This window comes from Streptomyces sp. NBC_00459 (assembly GCF_036013955.1).
In the GTDB taxonomy this organism is placed as follows: domain Bacteria; phylum Actinomycetota; class Actinomycetes; order Streptomycetales; family Streptomycetaceae; genus Streptomyces.
Map to the genome: position 1 here is coordinate 8395870 of NZ_CP107903.1, position 25888 is coordinate 8421757.

Annotated in this window: 20 protein-coding genes, 1 tRNA gene and 1 pseudogene; 15 read left to right on the plus strand and 7 right to left on the minus strand. The window is 69.3% G+C overall.

Going from position 1 to position 25888, the window contains the following annotated elements:
• Nucleotides 1–42 precede the first annotated feature (42 nt).
• Together OHN74_RS37005 and OHN74_RS37010 are read right to left on the minus strand one after the other, a co-directional pair.
• Nucleotides 43–657, minus strand: coding sequence for a TetR/AcrR family transcriptional regulator (locus tag OHN74_RS37005; protein WP_327698928.1), 615 nt, complete (start codon nucleotides 655–657; stop codon nucleotides 43–45).
• 111 nt (nucleotides 658–768) lie between these two features.
• Entirely contained in the window at nucleotides 769–1959 is a 1191-nt protein-coding gene (locus OHN74_RS37010; protein WP_327698929.1) for a Glu/Leu/Phe/Val dehydrogenase dimerization domain-containing protein, read from the minus strand.
• Between the two features lie 183 nt (nucleotides 1960–2142).
• Between OHN74_RS37010 and OHN74_RS37015 the strand changes: the two genes are divergently transcribed.
• The 6 genes from OHN74_RS37015 to OHN74_RS37040 all read left to right on the plus strand — a co-directional run bounded on the left by OHN74_RS37015 (nucleotide 2143) and on the right by OHN74_RS37040 (nucleotide 7973).
• Nucleotides 2143–3417, plus strand: coding sequence for an MBL fold metallo-hydrolase (locus OHN74_RS37015; protein WP_327698930.1), 1275 nt, complete (start codon nucleotides 2143–2145; stop codon nucleotides 3415–3417).
• A 370-nt stretch (nucleotides 3418–3787) separates the two neighbouring features.
• The gene (locus OHN74_RS37020) at nucleotides 3788–5917 is read left to right on the plus strand and encodes a sensor histidine kinase (protein ID WP_327698931.1); all 2130 of its coding nucleotides are present in this window, start codon (nucleotides 3788–3790) and stop codon (nucleotides 5915–5917) included.
• A gap of 77 nt (nucleotides 5918–5994) precedes the next feature.
• Nucleotides 5995–6429 (plus strand): roadblock/LC7 domain-containing protein, encoded by a 435-nt coding sequence (locus OHN74_RS37025; protein WP_189145958.1) that lies wholly within the window; start codon nucleotides 5995–5997, stop codon nucleotides 6427–6429.
• Nucleotides 6426–6803 (plus strand): DUF742 domain-containing protein, encoded by a 378-nt coding sequence (locus OHN74_RS37030; protein ID WP_327698932.1) that lies wholly within the window; start codon nucleotides 6426–6428, stop codon nucleotides 6801–6803. The genes OHN74_RS37025 and OHN74_RS37030 overlap by 4 nt, the downstream gene beginning before the upstream one ends.
• Entirely contained in the window at nucleotides 6781–7389 is a 609-nt protein-coding gene (locus tag OHN74_RS37035) for a GTP-binding protein (protein WP_327698933.1), read from the plus strand. Before OHN74_RS37030 ends, OHN74_RS37035 begins: the two co-directional genes overlap by 23 nt.
• Nucleotides 7386–7973: a GAF domain-containing protein gene (locus OHN74_RS37040; protein WP_327698934.1), complete on the plus strand. Its 588-nt coding sequence runs from the start codon at nucleotides 7386–7388 to the stop codon at nucleotides 7971–7973. Before OHN74_RS37035 ends, OHN74_RS37040 begins: the two co-directional genes overlap by 4 nt.
• Nucleotides 7974–8026: 53 nt before the next feature.
• Here OHN74_RS37040 and OHN74_RS37045 read toward each other — a convergent pair whose 3' ends face one another.
• A complete protein-coding gene (locus OHN74_RS37045; protein WP_327698935.1) occupies nucleotides 8027–9913 on the minus strand; it encodes a DUF2264 domain-containing protein in 1887 nt (628 codons plus the stop codon).
• Between the two features lie 397 nt (nucleotides 9914–10310).
• Here OHN74_RS37045 and tdh point away from each other — a divergent pair, with 397 nt between their 5' ends.
• From tdh to OHN74_RS37065, 4 genes are all read left to right on the plus strand, one after another.
• On the plus strand, nucleotides 10311–11339 hold the full coding sequence (gene tdh / locus OHN74_RS37050) for an L-threonine 3-dehydrogenase (protein ID WP_327698936.1): 1029 nt from the start codon (nucleotides 10311–10313) through the stop codon (nucleotides 11337–11339).
• Between the two features lie 27 nt (nucleotides 11340–11366).
• Nucleotides 11367–12566 (plus strand): glycine C-acetyltransferase, encoded by a 1200-nt coding sequence (locus OHN74_RS37055; protein ID WP_327698937.1) that lies wholly within the window; start codon nucleotides 11367–11369, stop codon nucleotides 12564–12566.
• Between the two features lie 90 nt (nucleotides 12567–12656).
• On the plus strand, nucleotides 12657–13559 hold the full coding sequence (locus tag OHN74_RS37060; RefSeq protein WP_327698938.1) for a LysR family transcriptional regulator: 903 nt from the start codon (nucleotides 12657–12659) through the stop codon (nucleotides 13557–13559).
• Nucleotides 13560–13643: 84 nt separating this feature from the next.
• A complete protein-coding gene (locus tag OHN74_RS37065) occupies nucleotides 13644–14003 on the plus strand; it encodes an MmcQ/YjbR family DNA-binding protein (RefSeq protein ID WP_327698939.1) in 360 nt (119 codons plus the stop codon).
• A 22-nt stretch (nucleotides 14004–14025) separates the two neighbouring features.
• Here the strand turns inward: OHN74_RS37065 and OHN74_RS37070 are convergent, their stop codons facing one another.
• Both OHN74_RS37070 and OHN74_RS37075 read right to left on the minus strand, forming a co-directional pair.
• Nucleotides 14026–14922 (minus strand): transketolase family protein, encoded by an 897-nt coding sequence (locus OHN74_RS37070; protein WP_327698940.1) that lies wholly within the window; start codon nucleotides 14920–14922, stop codon nucleotides 14026–14028.
• Nucleotides 14923–15006: 84 nt separating this feature from the next.
• A complete protein-coding gene (locus OHN74_RS37075) occupies nucleotides 15007–15657 on the minus strand; it encodes a transketolase (RefSeq protein WP_327700401.1) in 651 nt (216 codons plus the stop codon).
• A 254-nt stretch (nucleotides 15658–15911) separates the two neighbouring features.
• On the opposite strand from OHN74_RS37075, the gene OHN74_RS37080 reads away from it, so the two are divergent.
• Nucleotides 15912–15985, plus strand: a tRNA-Pro gene (locus tag OHN74_RS37080).
• A gap of 100 nt (nucleotides 15986–16085) precedes the next feature.
• On the opposite strand, the gene OHN74_RS37085 is transcribed toward OHN74_RS37080, so the two are convergent.
• Both OHN74_RS37085 and OHN74_RS37090 read right to left on the minus strand, forming a co-directional pair.
• Nucleotides 16086–17303: a tyrosine-type recombinase/integrase gene (locus OHN74_RS37085; protein WP_327698941.1), complete on the minus strand. Its 1218-nt coding sequence runs from the start codon at nucleotides 17301–17303 to the stop codon at nucleotides 16086–16088.
• Complete coding sequence (locus OHN74_RS37090; RefSeq protein WP_327698942.1) at nucleotides 17303–17455, minus strand: hypothetical protein; 153 nt, start codon at nucleotides 17453–17455, stop codon at nucleotides 17303–17305. Before OHN74_RS37090 ends, OHN74_RS37085 begins: the two co-directional genes overlap by 1 nt.
• A gap of 1321 nt (nucleotides 17456–18776) precedes the next feature.
• Here OHN74_RS37090 and OHN74_RS37095 point away from each other — a divergent pair.
• The 4 genes and pseudogenes from OHN74_RS37095 (at nucleotide 18777) to OHN74_RS37110 (ending at nucleotide 25875) form a co-directional block, all read left to right on the plus strand.
• Nucleotides 18777–22862 carry a hypothetical protein gene (locus tag OHN74_RS37095; RefSeq protein WP_327698943.1) on the plus strand — a complete coding sequence of 1362 codons (4086 nt, stop codon included), beginning with the start codon at nucleotides 18777–18779 and terminating at the stop codon, nucleotides 22860–22862.
• A gap of 1534 nt (nucleotides 22863–24396) precedes the next feature.
• The gene (locus tag OHN74_RS37100; RefSeq protein WP_327698944.1) at nucleotides 24397–24753 is read left to right on the plus strand and encodes a hypothetical protein; all 357 of its coding nucleotides are present in this window, start codon (nucleotides 24397–24399) and stop codon (nucleotides 24751–24753) included.
• 434 nt (nucleotides 24754–25187) lie between these two features.
• Nucleotides 25188–25517, plus strand: a pseudogene (locus OHN74_RS37105) (cation:proton antiporter); the annotation flags it as partial.
• On the plus strand, nucleotides 25501–25875 hold the full coding sequence (locus OHN74_RS37110) for a hypothetical protein (RefSeq protein ID WP_327698945.1): 375 nt from the start codon (nucleotides 25501–25503) through the stop codon (nucleotides 25873–25875). The pseudogene OHN74_RS37105 and the gene OHN74_RS37110, both read left to right, overlap by 17 nt.
• The last annotated feature ends 13 nt before the right edge of the window (nucleotides 25876–25888 follow it).

Sequence of the window (25888 nt, forward strand, 5' to 3'; positions counted from 1 at the left end):
GGGGGTCTGGGGGCGGCAGCCCCCAGCAACGCCTGCCCCGACTCACCTGCCGGACGTCAACGCCGCCTGTTCCAACCCCAGTTCCCCGGCCAGCGCAGCGTCCACCCACTGCTCGGCCCGCGCCCGCGGCACCCCGTCGTACGCCGTCATCTGGACGGCCAGCCCGTCCAGCAGCGCCGTGAGCCGCAGTGCCGTGGCCGCGGGGTCGGGGCACTCGAACTCGCCCGCGGCCACCCCCTCCGCGACGACCTCGGTGATCGCGGCCTTCCAGCGCCGGTCCAGGTCGCCGGCGACCTCCCGCAGCGCGGGGTCGCGCAGGGACACCGCCCACCCCTCGATCCACAGCCGCCAGCCCTTGGCCTGACCGGTCGGCGCGTACCAGCGCACGGCGGACCGCAGTCGGCGCAGCGCCGGGGAACGGCGCCCGAGGAGTTTGGCGAGGTGGGCGAGGTCGGCCTCGGCCGCGTACCGGAACGCGGCGGCGACCAGCTTCTCCTTGGTCGAGAAGTGGTACAGCACCAGCGCGTTGCTCACCCCGAGGACGGCGGCCACGTCGGCGATCCTGACCGCCGCCACGCCTCGCGCCTCGATCTGCCCGATGGCGGCCCGCAACAACTCCTCGCGCCGCTCGGCCACGCCCAACCGCACCCTTGCCACGCGGCCACATTAATCCGTCACCGTTCACGATGACGGGGCAGCCCCGTCAATCCCTGTGAATCCCCGTCAATACGGCCTGCGCATGAGGATCGCGCCTATGGCCGGACACCGTCATCGGTACCACCCGAACCGCTCCGCGATCACCGGCAGCCGGTCCTCGACGATCGCGTGGGCCGCCGCCCGCGGAGTCGTCCCGTCCGTCTCGGCGCGCGCGAGCACCTGGTCGATCAGGGCACGCATCGAGCGCCGGGTGTACGCGAACGCCTCCTCCGCGTCCGCGCCGATGTCCCCGAACAGCGTCCACCACCACCAGGCGTTCGTCCCGGAGTTGACGACCACGTCCGGCAGTACGACGATGCCGCGCGCGGCGAGCAGTTCCTCGGCCTCCGGCAGCACGGGCATGTTGGCGGCCTCGACGATCCAGCGCGCGGTGATCCCAGCCTGGTTCCCGGTGTCGACGGCGTACGAGACCGCCGCCGGCACCAGCACCTCGGCCGGCACGGACAGCCAGGCGTCACCCGGCAGTTCGCGGTCGTCGGGGCGCAGCACCGCGCGGTCCACCGTGCCGTACGTGTCCCGGGCCGCGAGGAGCGCCTCGATGTCGAGGCCCGCCGGGTTGGCGATCGTGCCCTTGATGTCGGCGACCGCCACCACCGTGAGCCCCGCGCGCGAGAGGAAGCGTGCCGTGGCCCCGCCCATCGTGCCGAGCCCCTGTACGGCGACCCGGGTCCCGGCGTACGGCACCGCGGCCCGGTCGAGCGTCGCGAGCACGGACTCCGCGACCCCGCAGCCACCGACCAACTCGTCGAGCCCGATGCCGTCCACCTCGACCGCGAACGCGTCCGCGAGCCGCGCGCGGGCCACCGTCTCGTCGTCCAGCAGGGGGTAGACGGCCTGGATCGACGAGACGAGCCCGGCCTCGGTCGCCGCCCGGTCGACGAGGTCCTGGGTGAGCCCCAGGTCCTCGCCCGTGGTCCAGATGCTCTCGACGTACGGCCGCATCGCGCGGAGATAGCGCACCAGCAGTCCGTAAGCCGCCGGGTCCTGGGGATCGCAGTCGACACCGCCCTTGGCACCGCCCAGCGGGATGTAACGGCCCTCGGGGTCGTAGTGCAGGGCTTCCTTCATGGTCATGCCCCGGGCCAGTCCGGCGACCTCGTCCAGGGTGCAGCCCGCGCGCATCCGCAGCCCGCCGCTGGACACGCCCCGCACCAGCCTGTCCACGACGAGGAAGCCCTGGCGGCCCGTGAGGTGATCGGTCCAGGTGAGAGAGAGCAGGGGAGCGCCCTGGAGGGTTGCCATGAGGGCAATATACTGACTCGCCGTTCAGTTGTGTGTCGCCGTCCGCCATCGGCCCCACACGCTCCGGATACGCCCGGAACTTTGGTCTTTCCTTGGAATGACCCGGCCGACACACGCACGACGCCGGACTGTCGGAGGGGGCGACCATAATGGAATGTCTGACCGACTCCACCTGGAGGTACCGTGACCGGATTCCCCTCTCCGAACTCAGGGCTGCGCGCGCTGCGGCCCGCTGCCTTCGGTGCGGACCCGAGTGGGGAGCGCCTGGCGCGGATCCGTAGATCGCCGCATTTCGCGGACGGTGTCTTCCAGAATCCGCCGGGTACGCCAAGGCCCGACGGCGCCATGCTCGAGTTCGCCAAGTCCTCCCTGCGCAAGGAGGACCGGGTCCGCCGCGCCCCGGCGGGGACCGTGCCGGTGCACGCCACGACGCTCGCCGACCTCGCCAAGCCCCCGGTCAGCGGTCTCCGCCTGACCTGGATGGGCCACTCCAGCGTGCTCACCGAGATCGACGGGCAGCGCGTGCTCTTCGACCCCGTCTGGGGCGAGCGCTGTTCCCCGTTCGCCTTCGCCGGGCCCAAGCGGCTGCACCCGGTGCCCCTGCCGCTGGCCGCGCTCGGCCCGGTCGATGTCGTCGTCATCTCGCACGACCACTACGACCACCTGGACATGCCCACGATCAAAGCGCTGGCGGGCACGGACACGCTGTTCGCGGTGCCGCTCGGGGTCGGCGCCCATCTGGAGCGCTGGGGCGTCTCCGCCGACCGGCTGCGCGAGCTGGACTGGCACGAGTCGACGAAGGTCGGCGGCCTCACGCTGACCGCCACCCCGGCCCGCCACTTCTGCGGGCGCGGCCTGCGCAACACCCAGCACACCCTGTGGGCCTCCTGGGTCGTCGCCGGTGCGGAGCACCGCGTCTACCACAGCGGCGACACGGGGTACTTCGAGGGCTTCCGGGACATCGGCGCCGACCATGGCCCGTTCGATGCCACCATGATCCAGATCGGGGCGTACAGCGAGTTCTGGCCCGACATCCACATGACCCCGGAGGAGGGCATGCGTGCCCACCTCGACCTCCAGGGCGGGGCGCCGAGCGGTCTGATGCTGCCGATCCACTGGGGCACCTTCAACCTGGCGGCGCACGCCTGGTCGGACCCCGGCGAGGGCACGATCGCCGCCGCCCGCAAGGCGGACGCGCGGATCGCGCTGCCGCACCCGGGGGAGCCCTTCGAACCCACCGCCGGGACCGTCCCCTCCCAGCCCTGGTGGCGGGGTGCGGCCGTGACCCCGGCGGGCGGCTGGCCGTCGGTCGACGCAGACGGGGCGACCAGTGCCCCTCGTACGGCCGATATCACTCGTACGGCTGATGTGGACGACGCCCGGACCGACACGGCCGGTGACATTCAGGGCGGAACTGCCGACGGCAGTGGAGAGCCCAAGGTGGTTTCCGCGGGCTGACGGCGACGGGCGAAAACGGACGACGGACGGACAACCGTACGGACGGCGAGGGCCGGGGAGCAGGTGACTCCCCGGCCCTCGCCGCCTGTTTGTGACCGCTTCCGACCAGCCCTGATCGATTCGGCGGGGTGGGTGAACGTGCGTCCGAAGGGCTTATCGGTCTGCCGTGCGAGGTGTCATACCAGAGCGGGACCCCGTTCGGGGGAGTTTGTCAACTGCCCACCGCACGTGATGCGTTGCCGACTACTGTGAGTGGCCACCGGGCAACACAGGGCCGTTTTTCGGCTCTCGACCGGCACCGTGACGGCGCACGCCCGAGTCGCGCAGACGCGCGGTCCCCAGGTCCCGACGCACCAGTACGAGGACGAAGATGTCTCACCTCCGAGCACCGGCCCCCCGTGCAGACCGCCGTGAGGGCGGGCGGCACGGTCGGCCGGTCGCGCGTACTGTCCCCCCACTGCCCGAGACCCAGATACGGCCCCAGCTCGTACGGCTCGCCGTGCTGCCGCCCCTCGCGGTCGGCCTCAGCGCCTGCGCGGCCGTCCTGTTCATCGTCCGCTCCACCGGGGTGCGGCCCACACTCACCCTGTTCGCCGTGCTCACCGGCGCGGTCGGCGTGGCGCTCGGGGGCGTCGTCATCGCCCTGGTGGCCGCCGACCGCACCGCCAGATCCGTGCGTGAACGCCTCGGCGCCCTGCGCCGCACCAGTGCCCGAGGCGAGGTGGAGCTGCGCGCCCTGGTCGAGGGTCTGCGGCGCGGCGACCCACCGCCGGCCCGTAAGACGCGGGGCGCACCCGCTGCCGACGCCGACGACTTCGAACTCCTCGGCGCCGATCTCGCCCGAGCCCACGACGGCGCCTTCACCGCGGTCGTCCAGGCCTCGCAGCTCTCCAGCCAGGCGGGCAGCGAACAGAAGGTCGAGGTCTTCGTCAACCTCGCCCGGCGCCTCCAGTCGCTCGTCCACCGCGAGATCTCCATCCTCGACGAACTGGAACACGAGATCGAGGACCCGGATCTCCTCAAGGGCCTCTTCCACGTCGACCACCTCGCCACCCGCATTCGCCGGCATGCCGAGAACCTCGCCGTTCTCGGCGGCGCCGTCTCCCGCCGGCAGTGGAGCAACCCGGTCTCCATGACGGAGGTGCTCCGCTCGGCCATCGCGGAGGTCGAGCAGTACTCGCGGGTCAAACTCGTGCCCCCGATCGACGGCACCCTGCGCGGACACGCCGTCGCCGACGTCATCCACCTGCTCGCCGAACTCGTCGAGAACGCGACCGTGTTCTCCGCCCCCCACACCCAGGTGCTGCTGCGCGCCAACCTCGTGACCTCGGGGCTCGCCATCGAGGTGGAGGACCGCGGCCTCGGCATGCCCGTGGACGAACAGCACAAGATGAACGCGCTGCTCACCGACCCCGACCAGGTCAACGTCGCCAGCCTGCTCCAGGACGGCCGTATCGGCCTCTTCGTGGTCTCCCAGCTCGCCCGCCGGCATGGCATCCACGTCCGCCTCCAGACCAACATCTACGGCGGTGTACAGGCCGTACTCGTCGTCCCGCAGGGGCTGCTGGGCCTGGACAGGGGCCCCGGCGGAGTCGTGGGCGTACCCCGGTCCGGGCCCCAGGCGGCGGTTCGGCCACCGGCCCCCGCCCAGGCCCGGACCCAGGAGACCGGGAGCATGCGGAGGGTGGCCGAGCCGCCCCGGCAGCGCCCGTCGGCCGCCGGCCACGAGGGACGGCCCCAGGCACCCACGACATCCGGCCCCGGCACTCGGCCCGGCGGCTCGACACAGCGACGGCCGGAGGCACCCCGGTCCGCCGCCCCGGTGCCGAACGGCCGGGGCCCGGCACCACTGCCCGTACGCGGGGCCCACGTGGAGCGGCCCAACCCCGCGGAGGCCATGCCCGGAGTCCGGCCCGACGACCGGCGGACCGTCGCGGAGAACGTGGCCGCGCCGCCCACCCCCCGCACCAGCGCCGTGCGCGGCACCATGGGCAAGCCCCAACTGCCCCGCCGCCGCGCCCAGGAGCACATCGCGCCCCAACTTCGCGGCGGCCCGGCGGCCCCACGCCCGGAGAGCGAACACGTCGAGCACGACCCCGGGCTCATGGCCGCCTTCCAGCGCGGCATCGGGCTCGCCGAGGCACGCCAACTGGAGTCGGACTACACGGACCCGGCCGTCGCGGCGATGGAGAGGGCGTACGAGGCGGAGTACGGGGAGTCGGCGCACGCCCGGGTCCCGGCCGGGCCACCGGCACCCTCGGGACCGACGTACGCGGAGCCCGGGTACCCGGCCCTGTCGGAGGCCGTACCCCCGGAGCCGGTGTCCGTCCCCCCGTCGGGCGAGGACGCGGGCCGTACCGATGTCGCCGTGCCCGCCATGGACCCCATGGACGTACCGCCCATGGACACGTCCCCCATATCCGAGGCGCACCGGCTGCGCGCGCCCGGACACGACCTGGACCTCACTGCCCGGCACGACGGGAGCGCACCGGCCGGATGACCACCCCCCGCAGCACCACCCCTGCCCCCACCCCCAGCGCTCCCGCAGACCTTCGTACCCCAAGGAGTCGATCCACCATGGCGAGCGATGTGCCGACCGGCCATGTATCCGATCTCGACTGGCTGATGAGCGGCCTCGTCCAGCGCGTACCGCACACCACGAGCGCGGTACTCCTGTCCTGCGACGGACTCGTCAAGTCCGTGCACGGACTCGACCCGGACAGCGCCGACCACATGGCCGCCCTGGCCTCCGGTCTCTACTCCCTCGGACGCAGCGCGGGCGTCCGGTTCGGCGACGGCGGTGAGGTGCGGCAGGTCGTCGTCGAACTCGACTCGACCCTGCTGTTCGTCACCACCGCCGGTTCCGGCACCTGTCTCGCCGTGCTGGCCGGCCGCGAGGCCGATGCCGCGGTCCTCGGCTACGAGATGGCGATGCTGGTCAAGAGCGTCCGCCCGTATCTGATGACCGCCCCCCGCCAGTCCGCCGTCGAACCTACGGCGATGAGGCCTTGAGTGTCACGGCGGCCGGCGACGGGCCCTGGCTCGACGACGCGGCCGGACGGCTGGTGCGCCCCTACACCGTCAGCAACGGCCGGACCCGGCCGACCACCGCCCTCGACCTCATGTCACAGGTGATGGCCACCGGAGCCACCCCCCTCGGCTACCTCGGTCCCGAACACGCACAGGCGCTCTACCTGTGCCGGGAGCCCGTCTCGGTCGCCGAGGTGTCCGCCCAGCTGAAACTGCCGGCAGTGGTCACGAAGGTGCTGCTGTCCGACCTCGTCGACTGCGGGGCACTCACGACGAAACCGCCCGAGTTCTACCACAAACCCACTGACCGGTCTCTTCTGGAGGCAGTGCTCGATGGACTACGACGACAGCTCTGATCCCTTCCCCACCGCATTGAAGATCCTGGTGGCGGGAGGGTTCGGAGTCGGCAAGACGACCCTCGTCGGCGCGGTGAGCGAGATCGCGCCGCTCAGCACGGAGGAACTGCTCACCACGGTGAGCGCCTCGACCGACAGTCTCGAAGGCATCGAGAACAAGGTCGAGACCACCGTGGCGATGGACTTCGGCCGCATCACCCTGGACCCTGAACACGTCCTCTATCTGTTCGGCACTCCCGGACAGGAGAGGTTCTGGTTCATGTGGGACGAGCTCTCCGAGGGCGCGCTCGGCGCGGTGATCCTCGCCGACACCCGGCGCCTGGAGGACTGCTTCGCGGCCGTCGACTTCTTCGAGCAGCGCGGCCTCGGCTTCATCGTCGCGATCAACGAGTTCGACGGCTCGTACCGCTACGACCCCGAGGAGGTGCGCGCCGCCATCGACCTCGACCCCGACATCCCGATCGTGCGCTGCGACGCCCGGATCTCCAGTTCGGGGGTGCAGACCCTGCTCACCCTCGTACGGCATCTGCTCGCCCACGCGCCCGCACCTGCGGCCGGCGCCCACAGTGAGGGAGCCCGGCCATGAGCTACGACCCGCCCCGTCCGGCCGGTCGTCTGCTGCTGACTCCCGAGGACGACGAGGCCCCGGCCCGCGCCCGACGACTGCGCGGGCTGGGCTTCGGGGAACGGCCCGAGCCCGCCCTCGACGCCTTCGCGGACCGTCTCGCCGAGCTGGTCGGCGCGCCGTACGCGATGGTCAACTTCATCGGCGAGGAGCGGCAGTTCTTCGCCGGGCTCCATGTCCCGGGCGATGCCGACGACGGCACCGGTCGTGCCGCCGGTGCCGACTCCGACGAGGTGAAGCCGCGCGTGGGCCGGCGACTGCCGCGCGACCACGGGTTCTGCCCGCATGTGGTGGTCCGGCGCAAGGCGCTCGTCCTGGAGGACGTCCGCGACTATTCGCGGTTCGCGGGCAACCCGGTAGTCGACGAGTTCGGCATCCGCTCCTACCTGGGCGCGCCGCTCATCGACAGTGCGGGCATGGTGCTGGGCACGGTGTGCGTCGCCGACTTCGAGCCGCGCCCCTGGGGGAGGGCGGGGCTCGAGACCATCAAGGCGATGGCGGCGGAACTGGCCGGGAGGCTGGCTCCGGGGGAGGCCCCTCTCTGAGGGAGTCTCGGTCACACGCCGAGCGCCACACGGAGAGCGCGACACGGAGGGCGTCACACGGAGACCGTCTCGCCGTCCGGGAACATGATCAGGGCGCGGCCCTCCTCCGTCACCGCGCACGACACCGCCTCGCGCAGGGCCTGTGGATGCACGGCGTCCCGGGTCAGCGCGACCAGGGTCACGAACAGCCTGCTCGCGCCCGGGGATTCGGCCGCGCGCTGGAGGTACGGCGTCGCCGAGTGCGGGCCGAAGGCGTTCGCGTCGACCTCGCGGGCCACACCTGTGGCCTCGTCCCAGCCGTGCAGCGCGACGACCACGCTGGTCAGACCCGAACCCGTACGGGTCAGGGCCCAGCCGTCACCCCGCTCCGCCGCGGGCAGGGCGGTGTCGGCCACCGCGTAGCCGCCCTCCCGGACCGCCGCGTCGGCAGGCGTCTGGACACGGTGCACGCGGATCTCCCAGGAGCCGTGCAGCACGCTCGTCGACTCGACCCGGAACTCCCCTTCCACACCAGGGAGTTCGGCTTCGTGCCGGGAGGCGGCCACCCGACCCGAGCAGTGCAGCGGAAGGATTCTGCGGCGGCGCGAAGCCGTACCGTCGGGGGCGAGGAGCGCCAGGTGACCGTCCACGTTCCGCTGCCAGGCCGCCGAACCCGTCTCCGGTGCGCCGGCCGTCGAGTAGCCGAACTTCGCGTAGTGCGGATCGTCGTCGGCCGGACCCTCCATCGGGTTGTGGTCGCTGCCGTGGTTGACGAGACGCACGATGCCGTCGTGCCGGGTGCCGTGCAGCAGCCAGCCCGGTCCCGGCAACGCCGTGTACTGGTCCGCCTCCTCGACGGGCAGCGGGCGTTCGCGGGCGGTCCACACCGCGTGCTCCGGCGGCAGCAGCAGGCCCAGGAAGGCCATGCTCGACCAGTACGGCGACCCGGGCCCCGAGTGCGCCTGGGTCGCCGGCAGAAACGTGCCGTACCAGCCCAGCGGCAGCAGCCCGCGCTCGTCGGGCACCCCGCGCTCCACGAAGTGCGCCACCGCGCCCGAGGCCAGCCGCCGGGTCAGCCCCGGCGCCAGCGGAGTGCACTCCGCCAGCGCGCCCAGCCAGACGGGAGCGGTCGCGGCGAAACGGTACGTCAGGGAGCGGCCCTGGTGGACGGGGGCGCCGTCAGCCCCGAAGAAGTGCGGGTAGGAGGCGAGGAACTGGGCCAGCCTGCGCTGGTGGACCCGGCCGCGCCCGCCGTCCTCGCCGCCCGTCATCCGGCACCACAACACCGGATAGAGGTGCAGGGCCCAGCCGACGTGGTAGTCGAACGTACGGCCGTCGCCGTCGCTGTACCAGCCGCCGCCGACATACCAGTCGTCGATCCTGTCGAGGCCGCCGTCGATGTCCTCCTGGCGGTGCGGTGCCCCGACGGAAGCCAGGAACTGCTCGGCGACCACCTGGCACAGCCGTCCGCTGTCGTCCCGGGTACGCCGGCCCACGAAACCCCACAGCCAGTCGACGATCCGCTCCTGCACGTCCACGTCGAGCCGGTCCCAGATCCACGGTCGGCTCTCGTGCAGCCCGATGGCGATCGAGGCCGCCTCGGTCATCGGCTGGGAACAGTCGGTGAGTTCGGGCCAGGCCTCGCCGCTGTCACGGTCCGTGCCCGTTGTCAGACCCTGCGCGTAGCGTTCCACGAGACGTTGATCCACGTCGCCCGCCGCTCCCGCGATCCGAAAGGAGGCCAGCAGGAACGACCGTGCGAATCCCTCCAGTCCGTCCGACACCACGCCCGCCGAGGAGTTCCGGCCCGGCAGCCGATACTGCGAGAGACCCGGCGTCGCATAGGGGACCAGCGCCTCCAACTGCCGGTCTGCGAGCGCTTCCCAGTGCGCCCGGGTCCAGCCGGTGAACAGCGACAGGACCCGGTCGTTGGGCGGAAGCGCCAAGTGCGGTGCGGGCATGACGGGTTCCTGACTCCTTACGGGCCCCGGCGGGGCGCGGCTGTCGGTTCCGTTGTCGGTTCGCGCGGTTCCTCAGAAGGGATACGGCTGATCGTTCCGGTCGGATCAACAGGTGTACGGCTGTTGTCGCTCTTCCGGCCAATGGGGATATGCCAGACGCCATTCCCTCGCACGACACCTGACGTGGCGTGGACGCGTGAAGGAAAGCTGCGGCGGCGCTTAAGAAAACCTCGATGGACCTGGGAGCCGCCGTACGGCAGATTTCGACTCGCGTTGCCGAGTCCTCGCGTTCTCGGGGTCGCGTTCTCGTCGGTCCTGCCGTCGACGTCACCATTCTCCCCGTCACGGGCTCCTTCGGCGTGCCCTGTCCCGGGGTCCTACCCACAGGAGCGTTGCGTTGAAGGCGCTGGTCAAGAAGAAGGCGGAACCCGGGCTGTGGCTCGCGGACGTTCCGGAACCGGAGATCGGCCCCGGTGACGTACTGATCAAGGTGCTCAGAACCGGGATCTGCGGCACCGACCTGCACATCCGGGCCTGGGACGGCTGGGCGCGGCAGGCGATCCGTACGCCTCTGGTGGTCGGGCACGAGTTCGTCGGCGAGGTCGTCGGGACCGGACGCGATGTCACGGACATCGGTGTCGGCGACCGGGTCAGCGGCGAGGGGCACCTGGTGTGCGGCCGGTGCCGCAACTGTCTCGCAGGCCGCCGCCACCTGTGCCGGGCCACGGTCGGGCTCGGCGTCGGGCGGGACGGCGCCTTCGCCGAGTACGTGGCGTTGCCAGCCGCCAACGTGTGGGTGCACCGCGTGCCCGTCGACCTCGACGTGGCGGCGATCTTCGACCCGTTCGGCAACGCCGTGCACACCGCACTGTCCTTCCCGCTGGTGGGCGAGGACGTCCTGATCACCGGGGCGGGACCGATCGGACTGATGGCGGTGGCGGTGGCCCGGCACGCGGGGGCGCGGAACGTCGTCGTCACCGACGTCAGCGAGGAGCGGCTCGAACTTGCCCGCAAGATCGGCGCGAGCCTGGCGCTGAACGTCTCCGGCGCGACCGTCGCCGACGGCCAGCGCACCCTCGGTCTGCGCGAGGGCTTCGACATCGGCCTGGAGATGTCCGGTCGCCCCGAGGCGCTGCGGGACATGATCGCCAACATGACGCACGGTGGACGCATCGCCATGCTCGGCCTGCCGGCCGAGGAGTTCGCGGTCGACTGGTCGCGGATCGTCACCTCGATGATCACCATCAAGGGGATCTACGGCCGTGAGATGTTCGAGACCTGGTACGCGATGTCGGTGCTGCTGGAGGGCGGCCTCGACCTCGCCCCGGTCATCACCGGCCGCTACGACCACCGCGACCACGAGGCCGCGTTCGCGGACGCGGCGAGCGGCCGGGGCGGCAAGGTCATCCTCGACTGGAACACGTAACTCCCTCATATCGTCAGGAGCTTCCTCATGTTCGACTCCGTGCGCGACGACCTGCGCGCCACCCTCGACGAGATCCGCGCCGCCGGTCTGCACAAGCCCGAGCGAGTCATCGGCACGCCGCAGTCCGCGACCGTCGCCGTCACCGCGGGCGGGCGCCCCGGCGAGGTGCTCAACTTCTGCGCCAACAACTACCTCGGCCTCGCCGACCACCCCGAGGTCGTCGCCGCCGCCCACGAGGCCCTCGACCGCTGGGGCTATGGCATGGCCTCCGTGCGGTTCATCTGCGGTACGCAGGAGGTGCACAAGGAGCTGGAGGCCCGGCTTTCGGCGTTCCTCGGGCAGGAGGACACGATCCTCTACTCCTCCTGCTTCGACGCCAACGGCGGCGTCTTCGAGACCCTCCTCGACGCCGAGGATGCGGTGATCTCCGACGCCCTCAACCACGCCTCGATCATCGACGGGATCCGCCTGTCCAAGGCCCGCCGGCTCCGGTACGCCAACCGCGACATGGCCGACCTGGAACGGCAGCTGAAGGAGGCCGCGGAGGGCGGCGCGCGCCGGAAGCTGATCGTCACCGACGGCGTCTTCTCCATGGACGGCTACGTGGCCCCGCTGCACGAGATCTGCGACCTCGCCGACCGTTACGACGCCATGGTCATGGTCGACGACTCGCACGCCGTCGGGTTCGTGGGCCCCGGCGGCCGGGGCACCCCCGAGCTGCACGGCGTCATGGACCGCGTGGACATCGTCACCGGCACGCTGGGCAAGGCACTGGGCGGTGCGTCCGGCGGCTACGTGGCCGCGCGCGCCGAGATCGTCGCCCTGCTGCGGCAGCGCTCCCGGCCGTATCTGTTCTCGAACACCCTTGCCCCGGTGATCGCCGCCGCCTCGCTGAAGGTGCTCGACCTGCTGGAGTCGGCGGACGACCTGCGGACGCGGCTCGCCGAGTACACCGCCCTGTTCCGCGGTCGGATGACCGAGGAGGGCTTCGACATCCTCCCCGGCGACCACGCCATCGCACCCGTGATGATCGGCGACGCCACGAAGGCCGGCCGACTGGCGGAGCTGCTGCTGGAGCGCGGCGTGTACGTGATCGGCTTCTCGTACCCGGTCGTGCCGCAGGGGCAGGCCCGGATCCGCGTCCAGTTGTCGGCGGCGCACTCCAGCGAGGACGTGAACCGTGCGGTGGACGCCTTCGTCGCGGCTCGGGCGGAGCTGGAGGGCTGACCGGTCTGTCCCGGGCACAGGTCCCGGGCACACGGTCCTGGACGCGGGGTCCGGGGCATGCCGTCCCGGACATATTGGATAATCGATCGCATGATCGAAGCGCGGCGGCTCCACATCCTGCGTGCGGTGGCCGACCACCGGACGGTGACGGCGGCTGCCGCCGCGTTGTACCTCACCCCCTCGGCCGTCTCCCAGCAACTCACGGCGCTGGAGCAGGAGACCGGCCACCGGCTCGTCGAGCGCGGCGCCAAGGGCGTACGGCTGACCCCGGCCGGTGAGATCCTGCTCGCGCACACCAACGTGGTCCTCGCCCAACTGGAGCGGGCGGAGGCCGAGTTGGCCGCGTACGACTCGGGCGCCGCCGGCACGGTCACCGTCGCCGCCTTCGCGACCGGCATCGCCCTGGTCGTCGCCCCGGCCCTGACCCGCCTCGCCGAAACCGCGCCCGGCATCCGCGTCCGCGTCCAGGACGCGGAGGGCGACGCCAGCCTGCCGATGGTGCTCGACCGGCAGGTCGACGTCGCGGTGGCCGTCGAATACCGGGGCGCGCCGCCCGCCGACGACCCCCGCCTCACCCACGTCCCCCTCTACGCCGAGCCCTTCGACGCGGTCGTCCCGGTCACCCACCGTCTCGCCGACGCCCAAGAGGTGCCGCTCGCCGAACTGGCCAAGGACGCGTGGATCGGGCCGTACCCCGGCAACCCCTGCCACGAGGTGGTCGTCCTGGCCTGCGAGAACGCCGGGTTCAGGCCCCGCCTCGAACACTCCTCCGACGACTTCCGCGCGGTGGTGTCCCTCGCCTCGGCCGACGCCGGTGTGGCCCTCGTACCGCGTTCGGCGCTGCGCGGCATGGAGCTGACGGGAGTGGTCGTGCGGCCGGTCGACGGGGTGGCGCCCACCCGGAGGGTCTTCGCGGCCGTCCGCAGGGGAGCGGAGGAACACCCGCTGATCCGCCCGGTGCTGGCAGCGCTGGGCGCCGCCGCGCAGGCATAGGCGTGGCTTCCGGCACGGGGGAGCGGGCCCCTTCCGGCGGACGGGCGTGGGTGATTGTCAGTGGCATTGGCTACGGTGCGTTGCATGCCGGAAGCCGAAGACGTACGCCGTATCTCCCTCTCCCTGCCGGACACGACGGAGAAGATCGCCTGGAGCATGCCCACGTTCCGGGTCGCGGGCAAGATGTTCGCCACGCTGCCCGAGAACGAAACCTCCATCGCCGTGCGCTGCCCGAAGGAGGAGCGCGACGAACTGGTCCTGGCCGAGCCCGAGAAGTTCTGGATCGCCGACCACGAGGCGGGCTTCGCCTGGGTCAGAGTGCGCCTGGCGGCACTGGAGGACGACGGCGAACTGCGTGACATCCTCACCGACTCCTGGCGCCAGGCCGCCCCGCCCCGACTGCTGGACGCCCACCCGGAGTTGGGGGCGCCGGGCACCGGCTGAAGCCGGGCGGCGAGCGGCGAGCTCAGGACAAGAACCCCCGGATCCGCTCCCGGAGCGTCCGCGCGTCGAGCCCGTGCGCGGCCACATGCTCCTCGACATCCCCGTACCGGCGGAGTTCACGGCGGCCCACGCCGAGGCCCAGCACCCGGTGGGGCACCTCGGAGAGCACGTCGTTCACGACGGCTGTCGACGTGCCCGCGAGGTAGGGCTCGACGAGGACGACATCGGTGCCCGCCGCCTCGGTGGCCCGGCGCAGCGCGGCAGTGTCGAAAGGCCGAACGGTCGTCGCGTAGAGGACGGTTGCGTCGAGCCCTTCCGTGGCGTCGAGCACCGCGTCGAGCATCGGACCGACGGCGATCACGACACCGGAGCGGCCCTCGCGGACGGTGAGGATCCGTTCCCCGTCGACCGCGAGCCCTTCCCCGTTGGACTGCGTCGACAGCCGTACGTACACCCTGTCGTCGCCCGCGGCGACCGCGTGCCGCAGCAGCGTCTCGGCCTCGTCGGGGTGTCCCGGCACATGCACGGTCCAGCCGTCCAAGGTGTCGAGGAGGGCCACGTCACCGGGTGCCATGTGCGTGTAGCCGCCGGACGGCCAGTCGAAGGAGGCGGCGGCGCTCACGAGTACGGCGCCGACGTCCTGGTGCCCGAGGTCGAGCTTGACCTGTTCGAACGGGCGCTCCACGAGGAAGCTCGCGAAGGTGTGCATGACGGGACGCATCCCGGTGAGCGCCAGGCCCGCGCCCGCGCCGACGAGGAGCTGCTCACGGATGCCCACGTTGATCACCCGGTCGGGATGCCGGGCCTGCGCCGGGGCGAACGCGTCCGCGCCGATCTCGGCGAGGACCACGGCGACGCGTGGGTCCTCGTCGAGAAGCCTGGTCAGGACGGGGGCGAAGCGGTCACGCATGGTGTCCATGGAGGAGTGGATCCCTTCGGGTCTGTGGGACGGGCCGGTGAGGCGGGCCGGTGACACGGGTCGGCCAGGTCGGGTGCGCGGAGGTCAGCCGGACTTCGGTTCGACCCGCGCCACGACGGCGTGCGGGCGGCCGGGGTGCGGCGTGGTGAAGGCGGTGCAGAGGGCCTCGTGGTCACGGCCGTCGACCGTTGACGTGGACCAGCCCGCGGCCTCGAAGCGGGCGGCGATGCCACCGGGCCGGGCGTGGCTCGCGGACGAGTTGTCGACGACGACGGTGTGCAGCCGTTCGAGACCGGCGGGCCCCGCGAAGGCGATCGCCTCGTGGTTGCTGCCCTCGTCCAGTTCGGCGTCGCCGATCAACACCCACACCGCAGGCCCGTCGAGCCCCTGGGCGCGCAGCCCCAGCGCCGTACCCACGGCGATCGGCAGACCGTGCCCGAGCGAGCCGCTGCCGATCTCGGCCCCCGGCACCAGCACCCGGTCGGGGTGGTGGCCCAGCGGCGAGTCGTACGAGCCGAAGCCCGGCAGCCAGTCCACGGGCAGGAAGCCCTTGGCGGCGAGTACCGCGTAGTACGCCATCGGCCCGTGCCCTTTGGACAGCAGGAACCGGTCCCGCTCGGGGTCCGTCATCCGGTCCGGGCCCACCCGCAGAACCCGGTCGTAGAGCACCCAGAGCACGTCCAGCGTGGAGGTCGCCGCCGGCCCGTGCTTCTCGTCGCCGGTCATCAGACCCATGAGCCCGGCCAGTTCGGCGTACTCGTGTCGGTGGTACTTGGCGTGTGTGTGGTGTGTCTCGGACGTGTCGACGTGTGTGGCTGTGGCTGTGGCTGTGGCTGTGGCTGTGGCTGTCATGGAATCGATCGTGCGACCTCAACCAAACTTGAGGTCAAGGGCAGGGAGAGCGAATAAAGGAGTGCGCGACCATCGACCCGAGTGCGGTATTGTTTCCCTGCGTGTTCGGCCAGGGGAAACCCCAGGTCAGACAGTATCGGGACGTGGCGCAGCTTGGTAGCGCACTTGACTGGGGGTCAAGGGGTCGCAGGTTCAAATCCTGTCGTCCCGACTCGAACGAGTCGCAGGTCAGGGGCGGTTTCGGAGGAATCCGAAACCGCCCCTCGATCATTGTTGGGGACCAGTTGGGGACCAGCCTGCCTTGACCGGCGTCAGCGGGTGAGGACGGTAGTTGCGGGAAGGGTGCGCGGGGCGCGTAGCACGCTGAGGTGTGCAGAGAGTGCCGTACCGGCGGCTGTGATCTTGTGGACGTCCGGGTGCAGGTAGCGCTGAGTGGTGGTCAGTGAGCCGTGGCCGGCGATCCTGCGCAGGACGTGGAGGGGGACTCCGGCGTCCGCGAACCAGGTCAGTCCGGTGTGGCGGAGATCGTGGCGGCGCAGGTGCTCGTAGCCGAGGCGGGTGACCACGTCGTCCCAGTGGGTCGCGTCGCGCAGGACCGCGGTGGAGATGCGTCCTCCGCGCGGGCCGGTGAACAGACGTGCGTCAGGGGCGGGGCCGGCGGAGAGGATGCGCTGGGCCACGAGCGGGCGGATCTCCTCGATGATGGGAACCTTCCGGGCGCGCTTGCCCTTGGTGCCCTTGTCGGTGAGTCCGCCGGGCGCGGGCGTGGTCTGCCGCCGTACCGTCCAGATCCACTGGCTGGTGTCGATATCTCCGACGCGGCACCCGGAGACTTCCCCGATCCGGGCAGCGGTGCTCGCGGCGAACAGAACGACGTCGCCCCAGCCGCGGTACTGGTTGTAGGAGGCGGCCACGAGTGCGTCGGCCAGCTGGACGAGCGTGTCCCAGTCGGGCAGGGCGAGGGCCCGGGGGTCGCGGAGTTCGTCCTCGGCCTGCTTGTAGAGCTTCTGCCAGCCGCTGATGCGGGCGGGGTTGACTTTGATGATGCCGTCGCGGACCGCCTGTTCCATGACGCGGACCAGGACGGCGATGGTGTTCTTTACCGTGGAGCGGCTGTGTTCGTCGACGATCCAGTTCTGCACGGTGCGGTCGACGATGCCGTTGGTGATCATCCGTACGGCGAGGTGGCCCAGGGCAGGGACCACACGCATCCGCCATCCCGCGAGATAGGGGTCGAGGGTCTTCAACTCCAGCCCGCGCAGGGCGAGATCCATGTTCGCGTCGCCGTATTCGGCGAGCTTCATGGTGGCGAGCGACGGGGACAGCCCGGCCTGCGCGGCCTCGATGATGTCCTGGAGCCACTCCTGCGCCTCGTCCTCGTCCGCCTTCCCCTCCGACAGGGACAGACGCCGCTTCGTAGCGGGATCGAACCAGCGGACACGCGCTCGATACGGATGGGGGCGATCGGGCCGGTATTCGATGTCGGTGGAGAGCCGGACACCGACAGGAACAATGGCCTTCTCGGCCATCAGGCTTCTCGGCCCGGGACGGTCCGGCGGCTGCGCAGCCATTCCTCCACGTCGAGCGCGCTGTACAGGACGACGCGTTCCGAAACGGAGACGAACGGCGGGCCCTGCGGTGGTCGAGCGGTGCGCCAGCGCCGCAGAGTCGAGGTGTCCACGTGCAGACAGGCGGCGAGGTCGCTCGTCGAGTACCAGGTGTTGGCCAGGAGTGACGAACGGTTGTCATCTTGGACGGAGACAGCGCATCTGGCTACGGAGTGTGGCGCGCCCTCCTGTTGCTTGCGCGGCTGACGGTTTGTGGAAGCTGCTATCGGTTCGGGGGGCAAGTGTGGTGGATCTCCGGGCGGTAAGGAGCACCAAACGGGTCCTGGAGAAGAACCTCTGGCGACGGACGACGCGCAAACGGAGAGCAGGGATTCCACCTCTGCAGCGGTGGTGAGTTCTCGCCGATGGATCGATCCGCGGTGGTGCTCGGGGCAGACGTTGGACAACAATCGTCTGCAGGAACGCCGGTTTGGCTAACCGGCGATGTGCGGCTATGTTCCCCTCGCTCACGACGAGATCGCCGGAGCGCGGCTCCCACGGGGTGACGAGATTCGCCGGATGCGTAGACGATCGCGTACATGCTTGACGTATCAGGTGCAGTGCCGATTCATGCCTTTCCGACGATGCATCATGTGGAGTGTGTGGTCATCCTTGAAACTGTCACTAAGGGCTCCTGACCTGCAGTTTTGGGTGTGCGCATTATGTGCAGTGCGGGCGTTACGGGCGATATCTTGACGCTAAAATGACGCTCGTTGCGATGGGGCGTCAGGTATGTCTTTGCGCTGCTCGGGCCAAGTGAAGCTGTGGCAGCGAACCTCAAGTTCCTTCGGAAATAGGTGCGCTGGTCGCCAAGGGAATGCTTGAAGAGATCTTCTTGAAGTTGTCTACCTGGGAGCGCTGACCTCCGGTGATGCGGCGGCTACCGCCCCTGGCCTGTGCAGATGAGTCTTTCGGTGTCTTTCAGGATCGTTCCAGGTTGCGCGGTCGATTCTCCCCACGGTCTCCCCAGCACCGCTCATACTCCCCAGATTCTCCCCACACGAGGTCCTTTGGGAGATGCGGAGCCACGGAGTATCCGTGGCCGCCTGATGAGGCGAGGTGGTCACGATGAGTAGTCGTTGGAGGCGAGACGTCCGGACAGTGGGTCGGTGGGTAACCGTCTGCTGGATGGCGGTCCGCTTCATTGCGGGCGGGGTGTCAGTGGCGCGTCCTAGGGTGTGAGGGTTGTGTTGTCCGGCTTCGTATCGCTGGGAGTGGTGCGTCATGGAGTGGCCGTTTCTGCCCTGGAAGCGGCGGGTCTTTCCGCTGGGGGAACCGCCGGAGTCTGACAGGTACGGCTGGCCACTTGCGTCGGCATTTTCCGGTGTTGCTCCGGGGCGGTTGTTGGCTGACGAACGAGCGGTTCGTGTCCTGGTCCTGCGCGGTGAGTGGGGGATGGGCAAGTCCTTCGCGTTTGAGCAGGAACACCGAGACCTTGAGACTGCGGGCCTTCCTGTACAGCGGTTTGATCTTGGCAAGTGCGGTACAGACGCGACCCGTGCCGCGACGAAACTGACCGCGGTGTTCCAGCCACCGGCGGGGGCTGGCGAGTGGCATGTGCTCTTGGACGGCCTCGATGAAGGGCTGGACGTTCTGTTGGAACTGGACCAGCTGATCATCGAGCAGCTGGAGGGTCTGGAGGGCGAGGCGCGAAAGGGACTGCGGCTGCGTATCAGTTGCCGCACGGCTCGATGGCCAGCCGGGCTGGAGACGGACCTTGCGCGGCTCTGGCCGGAGGACCGGGTGGCAGTGGTCGGCCTGGCTCCGCTCTCGCGAGATGATGTGACTCTCGCCGCCCGTAGCGTGGGACTTGAAGACCCAGCAGCATTCTCGGAGGTGGTACAGCAACGCGGCTTGGTGGCGCTGGCCACTCATCCGATGACTCTGCGGCAGATGCTGACGAGCTACAGGACCCGTGGAACCCTCCCCGACACGGCTGCCGAGGCGTATCGCGACGCGTGCCTGCACTTGTGCAAGGAGACACGCCGCCCGAAACGAACAGAGTTGCGGCGCACCCAGGCAACGGGCGAGCACTTGTTCGCCGTCGCTACGAGGGTTGCAGCCGCTCTGCAGTTCGGACCGCACACGGCGCTGGCGGATGGGGCGCCGGAATCCGGGGAGCCTGGGGTTGGCGATCTTGAGCTGTCCCGCCTGGTTCCAGGCGGCGAACCTGGCCATCTCGGGAGCCCCGTACCATGCACGATGAATGAGCTGAGCCAGCTGACCGAGTCGAGTTTGCTGGTCCCAGTAGGTGACTATCGGTGGGCCTTCGCGCACAAGAGCTACCAGGAATTTCTCGCCGCCGAGTTTCTGCGAGGCCGAGAGATCCAGACGGCCGTGGAGCGGGAATTGTTGTGGATCGGCGATGGGCCGTCCCGGCACGTCCTTCCGGCACATCAGGAAGTTGCGGCCTGGCGCAGTGAAGTGGACCCAGCGGTGTTCGAAGACCTGCTCCGGGACGATCCGCTCATCCTTCTCCTCGCCGACCTGGAGAGGCGAACGGACCGTGACCGGACCCGTGTTGTTGAGGCGCTGCTCGCTCTGCTGAAGAGCGACGACACCGTCAGGCTCGACAGCACGACACTCCATCGCCTGGATCACCCTCAGATCGCGGACCAGCTACGGCCGTACCTGAAGGCCACGACAGAGGTGAATCTACTTTTCGGCGCGGTCCGCATTGCCCGGGCATGTCGTCGGCCCGAGCTGAGCGTCGAACTGTTGGCTCTCGCCGAAGACCGGGATACGCATGCTGAGGTACGGGTGGCGGCCCTGGCCGCAATCAGCGCACCGGAGACCGAAGTGGTCGAGCACATCCGGGCCCTGGCACACGACGAATCCCCAGAGATCGTGGCCGCGGCGCTGCGCCAACTGTGGCCCGCCCACATCACGTTGACGGACTTCCTCAGCCGTGTGCGCCCCCCGGACCCACAACTGATCGGCCGTGCCTACATGTTGCGCCGGGAAATTCCAGAACTCATCGACGTGACCGACCTGGACGAAGCCATCACCTGGTCCCGCGACGTCCTTTGCGACACGGCAGACGGCCCGAGCCACGCGCTGGCCGTTTCCCTCCTTGCCCGCGCCATCACCCTCGCCAGTCAGGCACAACTCACCGACGCCATCCTGTCCAACATGGCTGACGCCCTGGTCGGACTCGCCGGTCGCCATGAACTTCTCTACACCCAAGACCTGCACACGCCACTAGAGGATCTGGCAAAGGCATTGGGCCGGGAACCCCAAACCAGGCGTGACCTCGCGTTGTTGCTGCTCACCCGCGCCAGTGCAGAGCAATTCCTCGCGCTGCACATCGGTCGGATCAGCGCCGACCTGCTCCCCCAGGCCGACGCGCTGTACTGGATGGAGCACTGGGACCTGCTGTCTGCCGTCCGCGAGCAGGTCACCCGCCTGGCGGTCGGATACCCGCCTCCCGAGGACCCCACCATGCTGGGCCGGGCCCTTGCCGCCAGAGGTGCTCACCCGACTCTCCGCGCTGTGACGGCATCCTGGGACAGCCCTCCGGCGGAGGCACCCTGGGAGCGAGAGCAGCGCGAGCTCCAAGAGGCCGAGCGCCGAGCTAACACTTACGACGAGGCCGCTCTGCGCGCGGCGCTCGACACTGTCCTCACCAGTGGACCAGATCAGGTACGGAGCGCGTGGGCGCGAGTTGTCAGCGAGCTTCACCACACAGCAGACGGCTCCCCAACCAAATGGGAAGGCGCATGGATCGCCGCAGCGTCCGAGGCTCCGTCTCGGCCGCCAGCCGGTACCCAACTAGACAGCCTCCTCTTGCGGGCCGCCTTCCATGTGCTGAGCACCGTTCCGCCGTTGAGCGTCGAGAATCTAGTGCCTTATGGCGCCATCGAATTTCGCATTGCTCCCGAACTGACGGCGCTCGCTCTGGTTGATGCCCTGTCAACTGTTCCGCCGGAGACTGGTAGGTGGGCTGGATGGGCCGTTGCCCTGGCGACCGTCTACCCCCGTGATGACGTGCATGACACTCATCTCCGGCTCCTCATGCTGTGCGCCGAAAGGGCTGGGGCGCCACTTTCCGAGTTGACCGCAGCGGTCCTTGACGGCGTACACGACGACGTGGCACAGACAATTGCCCGTACGTGTGGAGCGCTGCCACTGGACAGCGTGCATCGTGCTCTGCGTACCTGGGCCGGGCACGCGGATCGACGCCCTGAGCAGTGGCGTGCCGTTCTCAGCGAACTCGCGGTCTGTGGGGATGCGAAGGCGACCCTTCAATTGGTCGCTGCCCTTGCCGGCAATCCAGCGGAGCACGCAGCCAACTCACCAGAATACGTCCGATGGATGCTTGCGGCAGTCGCCCTCCTGCATCTCCCGTTCCTGCCGGCCGTTTGGTTGCTCATCCGCCGTCGTCTCGACGATGCAGACACCCTCAACGCGTTCCTGTACCAACTGACGCGCATGCCCGCTCCGCCGGGTAGTTGGCCAACGGCCGTCGCCGCGCTCCCCGAACGCGATCTTGCAGATTTCTACCGTCTGCTCGTCAACCACGTCGGTATCCATGCCATCGTCAACCGCCCGCTGCAATCCGGCTTCGTCGGAGACGACGACCGACTGCACGACATGGCCCGCACCCTGCCGAGCATCCTCGCCCGCAAAACAACCCAGGATGCCGCGGCAGAACTGCGCACTCTCTCCGAGGAGTACCCCGGCATCTGGCAGCTGCGATCAGAGGCCCGCGCCACCACGCGGGCAGCCGCCGCGCGGTACGCCGAACCGATCGAACCAGAACAACTGATCCGCCTCGCCGATACCGCCCAACTGCACTGGATCGCAGATGAGCGCCATCTGCTCGACATCGTCCTCGAATCCCTCGATCGCTTCGCGAAGGCCCTGCACCGACCCAACGGGCTGATCGTCTCCTTGTGGAACCGGGAGCGAGCCAGCGTAAATCACTCCGAATGGTGGCCGTGCTGGGAAGAAGACTTCAGCGACATCGTCGCAACCTTTCTCCTACAGGACATCGGCGGCCACCGAGTCGTCATCAACCGTGAAGTTCAAGTACGCCGTCCAGGATTCCCCGGACTGCGCACCGACATCCAGATCGAAGCACCTGCTCATCAGGGAACAGGGAACGATCCCATCAGAGTCGTCATCGAATGCAAGGGTCGCTGGAACGAGTCCCTCGATACGGCTCTGGCCAAGCAGCTCGTAGCCGGATACCTCCAGGCGCCCAGGACTGCTGGGATCTTTCTCACGGCCTACTTTCACTGCGACCGTTGGGGTACCTCAAAACAACGCAAATGCCCAGCTCGTGGCCATAGCCTCGTCGAAGTCCAGAAGCATCAGGAGCGGGAAGGTGAGACACAGCGGCAACAAGAAGGCGTGTCAGTCGTAGCGGTGACGCTTGACTGTGCCCTCCCCGCCAGCGACGCGGACTGGCGCTGGGCTGCGCTGGCTCCGGCTAGATCTGCTGACGAGCTCCACGAGCGAGAATCGAGTTCCTTTTGAACTGTTTCCGATGACTCATCATGTGGAGTGCGTGGCGATTCTGGAGCCTGTGGCTAAGGGCTCCTGACCTGCGGTTTTGTGCATGCGCGTTATGTGCGGTGTGGGCGTTACAGGCGATATCTTGACGCTGAAATGACGCTCGTTCTGATGGGGTGGCAGGCGACATGTTGGGCAGGCCGGGCCCTGTCAGGGTGGCGTATATCGATGGGGCGCCGAGGGTGGGCGACGCTCTGCGCAGAGCTGCTGGTTCCTGACGTTCAGATGTCCCGGAAGAGACCAGTCAACGCTGTGACCTGCGGGGCCCTGCTGTCATAGGGCGTTGACCTGCATGAATGCTCTTTCGGTTGTTTCACGCTCGTACTGCCTGATGCGGTCGGAAGTCCCAGGAAAGTCCCAGAGAACTCCCACAGGCAGGAGCCACTCTTTCGGCTCTGTACAGGGCATACGGATGCGCTGTGGGCTGGTGATCGTGGATCGACGGTCTGACCCGAATGAACGGCAACGCGCACTGCTCGAACGGCTCGCGGCCGGTGAGGAGCATCCCGCAGCCTGGGCGCCGGGGGATTGGCGGTCGGCTTATGCATTGCGTGATCGAGGGTTGTTGAGGATCAGTCGGGGCGGCGGGGAAGCGCTCGTGGAGGTTACCGAGGATGGTCGCTACTTCCTTCGGCACGGTGATCGCCGTGAGGAGCCGACATCGGCTGAAGCGGGCGACCAGGCGGCGATCGATTGGCAGGTCGGGCCCTGTCAGAGTGGCGTATATAGACGGAGCGCCGGGGGCGGGCGACGCTCTGCGCGGAGCTGTCGGTTCCCGATGGTCGATGTCCCAGAAGAGACCAGCGAGTTCTGTGACCTGCCGCGATGGGTGGTTCCGGGCTGCTTGCCTGCGTGAATGGCCTTTCGGCTGTTTCATGCGATCGGAACCCCCGGATCTATTCGGTTGAGGTCCTTGCCAAGTACAAGGCGGATCAAGAAGCGCGGATGACGGCCCAGGATCTTTGCGTTCTTCCCCGCCGTTCGAGACGCAAATGCCGGTGGCGTCGTTGAGCCGACGCCGACAGTAAAAGCCAGGGCGGTGGGCACGCATGTTGCCGGGTGTCGGAAGGCAGCTGTGCGGGCTCACTGCCGGGTCCGGTGGGTGAGATGCCGCGTTCGGGCGGCCATCATGATGAGCCGGGGTGGCCTTGGCTTTCTGAGGGCCGCCGGAAATGTGAAGAGAGGCGGGCATGTCCGTGGCCACGAGACTGGGCTGCGTGGGGTTGGGGGTGACGGGCCGTGGTCCGGCCGTTCCGGTCGTCGAGTCGGTCCAGGGGGCTGGGTCGGTGGTCCGTGCCTGGGGGTTCAGCTACAGGCTGCCGGGGACATCTCGCGCGGCCGAGACGGCGACTCGGGTGGTCTGCAGGGATTTAGTCTGGTCCGTGGCCGTGATCCGCTGGTGTGCAGGGCCGCTCGTGTTTGGCTCCGTCCCGGTTGCCTTCGCCGGCCGGCGCTGGGGGCGGCGTATTGCCCCGGTCTTCAACGGAGGGTGGCAGGCGTGAACCGGCCCGTGTCCTGGAGTGAGGCGGTGTTCGTGGCTGCGGTGTGCTGGACGGTCAGCGGCCTGGGCTACGGTGTGCTCGCCGCGCTGGACGAACCTCAACTCTCGATGGCGCCTCTCGTCGGCATATGGCTTGTGTGCTGGTTCTGGACGCGTCGCCGTTCCTGGCCGACGGCGGTCGTGGCGGGGCTCGCGGGGGCTGTCGTGCTGTTCTGGCTCGTCGACCTGCTGCGTCCGGAGTTCGATCGGTATGTCGCGGACGCGCTGTCCACTGGGACCGCGGCGACCGTGTCTGTGGTCGTGCTCACTCTGGGCGGGCGTTCAATGGGGTGCCGTCATGACGCGGTCCGCTGACCTGTCCGCCCACCGCGTTCGCGCCGCAGGGCAAGGAGCTGGCGGGAGTGGCCCCTGCCTCCTTCCGACCCTGGCTGTAAGCGCGTTCGCGAATGTGCTGTGCGGCGACGGCCACATCGGCCTTGGTCGTCCCGCGCGCCGACGCGAACTCGGTGGCCTGCCTGTTGTCGGTGAGGATTTCACCCGGGCCACCGCCGACGCGGTCGTTGTAGAAGGGCGATGTCATCGGCGTCACTGGTAAGACCCACACGGTGGGAACCTTCACCGAACTCAGCTGAAACGGTGCGATGTTGCCGGGTTCTGGCAATGTCCTTGCCTGTGTGGTGCCCATCAGGGATCTGCCGAAGAGGCGTCAAGGGCGGGTAAGGTTCGCTTCGGTGTGCCGGGAAGCCTGGTCGGCAAGTAGGGGACAAATCTCTCTTCCGATCGGGGTGGCCGTGATCCTGGCGATCGTGCTGATCCGCCCGGCCTCGCTGCTCGGCACGACGATCTCCCGCAAGGAGAAGCTGGTGGCGGCCTGGTTCGGGCCCAAGGGCTTCGCCTCGGTCGTCTACGGCCTGCTGGTGCTGCAGTCCGGCATCCCACAGGCCGAGGAGGCGTTCACACTCATCGCGGTCTGCATCGCCTTCTCGATCATCGCCCACAGCTCGACGGACGTCCCGATCGCCCGCGCCTTCGACGTCGACGAACTCATCGGCATCCCGGACAAGGACGAGCCCGCCACCGCTCCGCCCGAGGAGGGCCGCCTTGACGCTCGCGCGTGACCTGGCCCGCCCCTGTCCGACGGTGCGGGTCGACGACGACGCCCAGGAGGCGGCGCGGCTGCTGGTGCGCGAGCGACTGCCCGCCCTGCTGGTTCTCGACCAGGTGGAGTGCCCGTACGCGATCGTCCCAGCCGCTCGGCTGCTCGGTGCCCTGGTGCCTGAACCCGACGGCCTGGACCCACTGTTGACTCTGATCGCCGGTCGTTTGGACGACGGCGCTCAGGAAACGCTCTCCGGGTGGTCGGTGCGGACTGGCTGCCTCGACACCGCGTCACGCCCGCTCTGGTGGGTCCGGAGGAGTCGCCGTCGGAGGTCGCTGCTGTCATGGCACGCAAGGACTGTGCCGTCGTCGCGGTGATCGAGCGCGACGG

Bases quoted from the DNA above. Each gene is read 5' to 3' on its own strand.
- OHN74_RS37010 (WP_327698929.1), bottom strand. From the start codon at position 1,959: ATGGCAACCCTCCAGGGCGCTCCCCTGCTCTCTCTCACCTGGACCGAT.
- OHN74_RS37020 (WP_327698931.1), top strand. From the start codon at position 3,788: ATGTCTCACCTCCGAGCACCGGCCCCCCGTGCAGACCGCCGTGAGGGC.
- OHN74_RS37025 (WP_189145958.1), top strand. From the start codon at position 5,995: ATGGCGAGCGATGTGCCGACCGGCCATGTATCCGATCTCGACTGGCTG.
- OHN74_RS37035 (WP_327698933.1), top strand. From the start codon at position 6,781: ATGGACTACGACGACAGCTCTGATCCCTTCCCCACCGCATTGAAGATC.
- OHN74_RS37040 (WP_327698934.1), top strand. From the start codon at position 7,386: ATGAGCTACGACCCGCCCCGTCCGGCCGGTCGTCTGCTGCTGACTCCC.
- OHN74_RS37045 (WP_327698935.1), bottom strand. From the start codon at position 9,913: ATGCCCGCACCGCACTTGGCGCTTCCGCCCAACGACCGGGTCCTGTCG.
- OHN74_RS37055 (WP_327698937.1), top strand. From the start codon at position 11,367: ATGTTCGACTCCGTGCGCGACGACCTGCGCGCCACCCTCGACGAGATC.
- OHN74_RS37060 (WP_327698938.1), top strand. From the start codon at position 12,657: ATGATCGAAGCGCGGCGGCTCCACATCCTGCGTGCGGTGGCCGACCAC.
- OHN74_RS37065 (WP_327698939.1), top strand. From the start codon at position 13,644: ATGCCGGAAGCCGAAGACGTACGCCGTATCTCCCTCTCCCTGCCGGAC.
- OHN74_RS37070 (WP_327698940.1), bottom strand. From the start codon at position 14,922: ATGGACACCATGCGTGACCGCTTCGCCCCCGTCCTGACCAGGCTTCTC.
- OHN74_RS37075 (WP_327700401.1), bottom strand. From the start codon at position 15,657: ATGGGTCTGATGACCGGCGACGAGAAGCACGGGCCGGCGGCGACCTCC.
- OHN74_RS37085 (WP_327698941.1), bottom strand. From the start codon at position 17,303: ATGGCCGAGAAGGCCATTGTTCCTGTCGGTGTCCGGCTCTCCACCGAC.
- OHN74_RS37095 (WP_327698943.1), top strand. From the start codon at position 18,777: ATGGGCAAGTCCTTCGCGTTTGAGCAGGAACACCGAGACCTTGAGACT.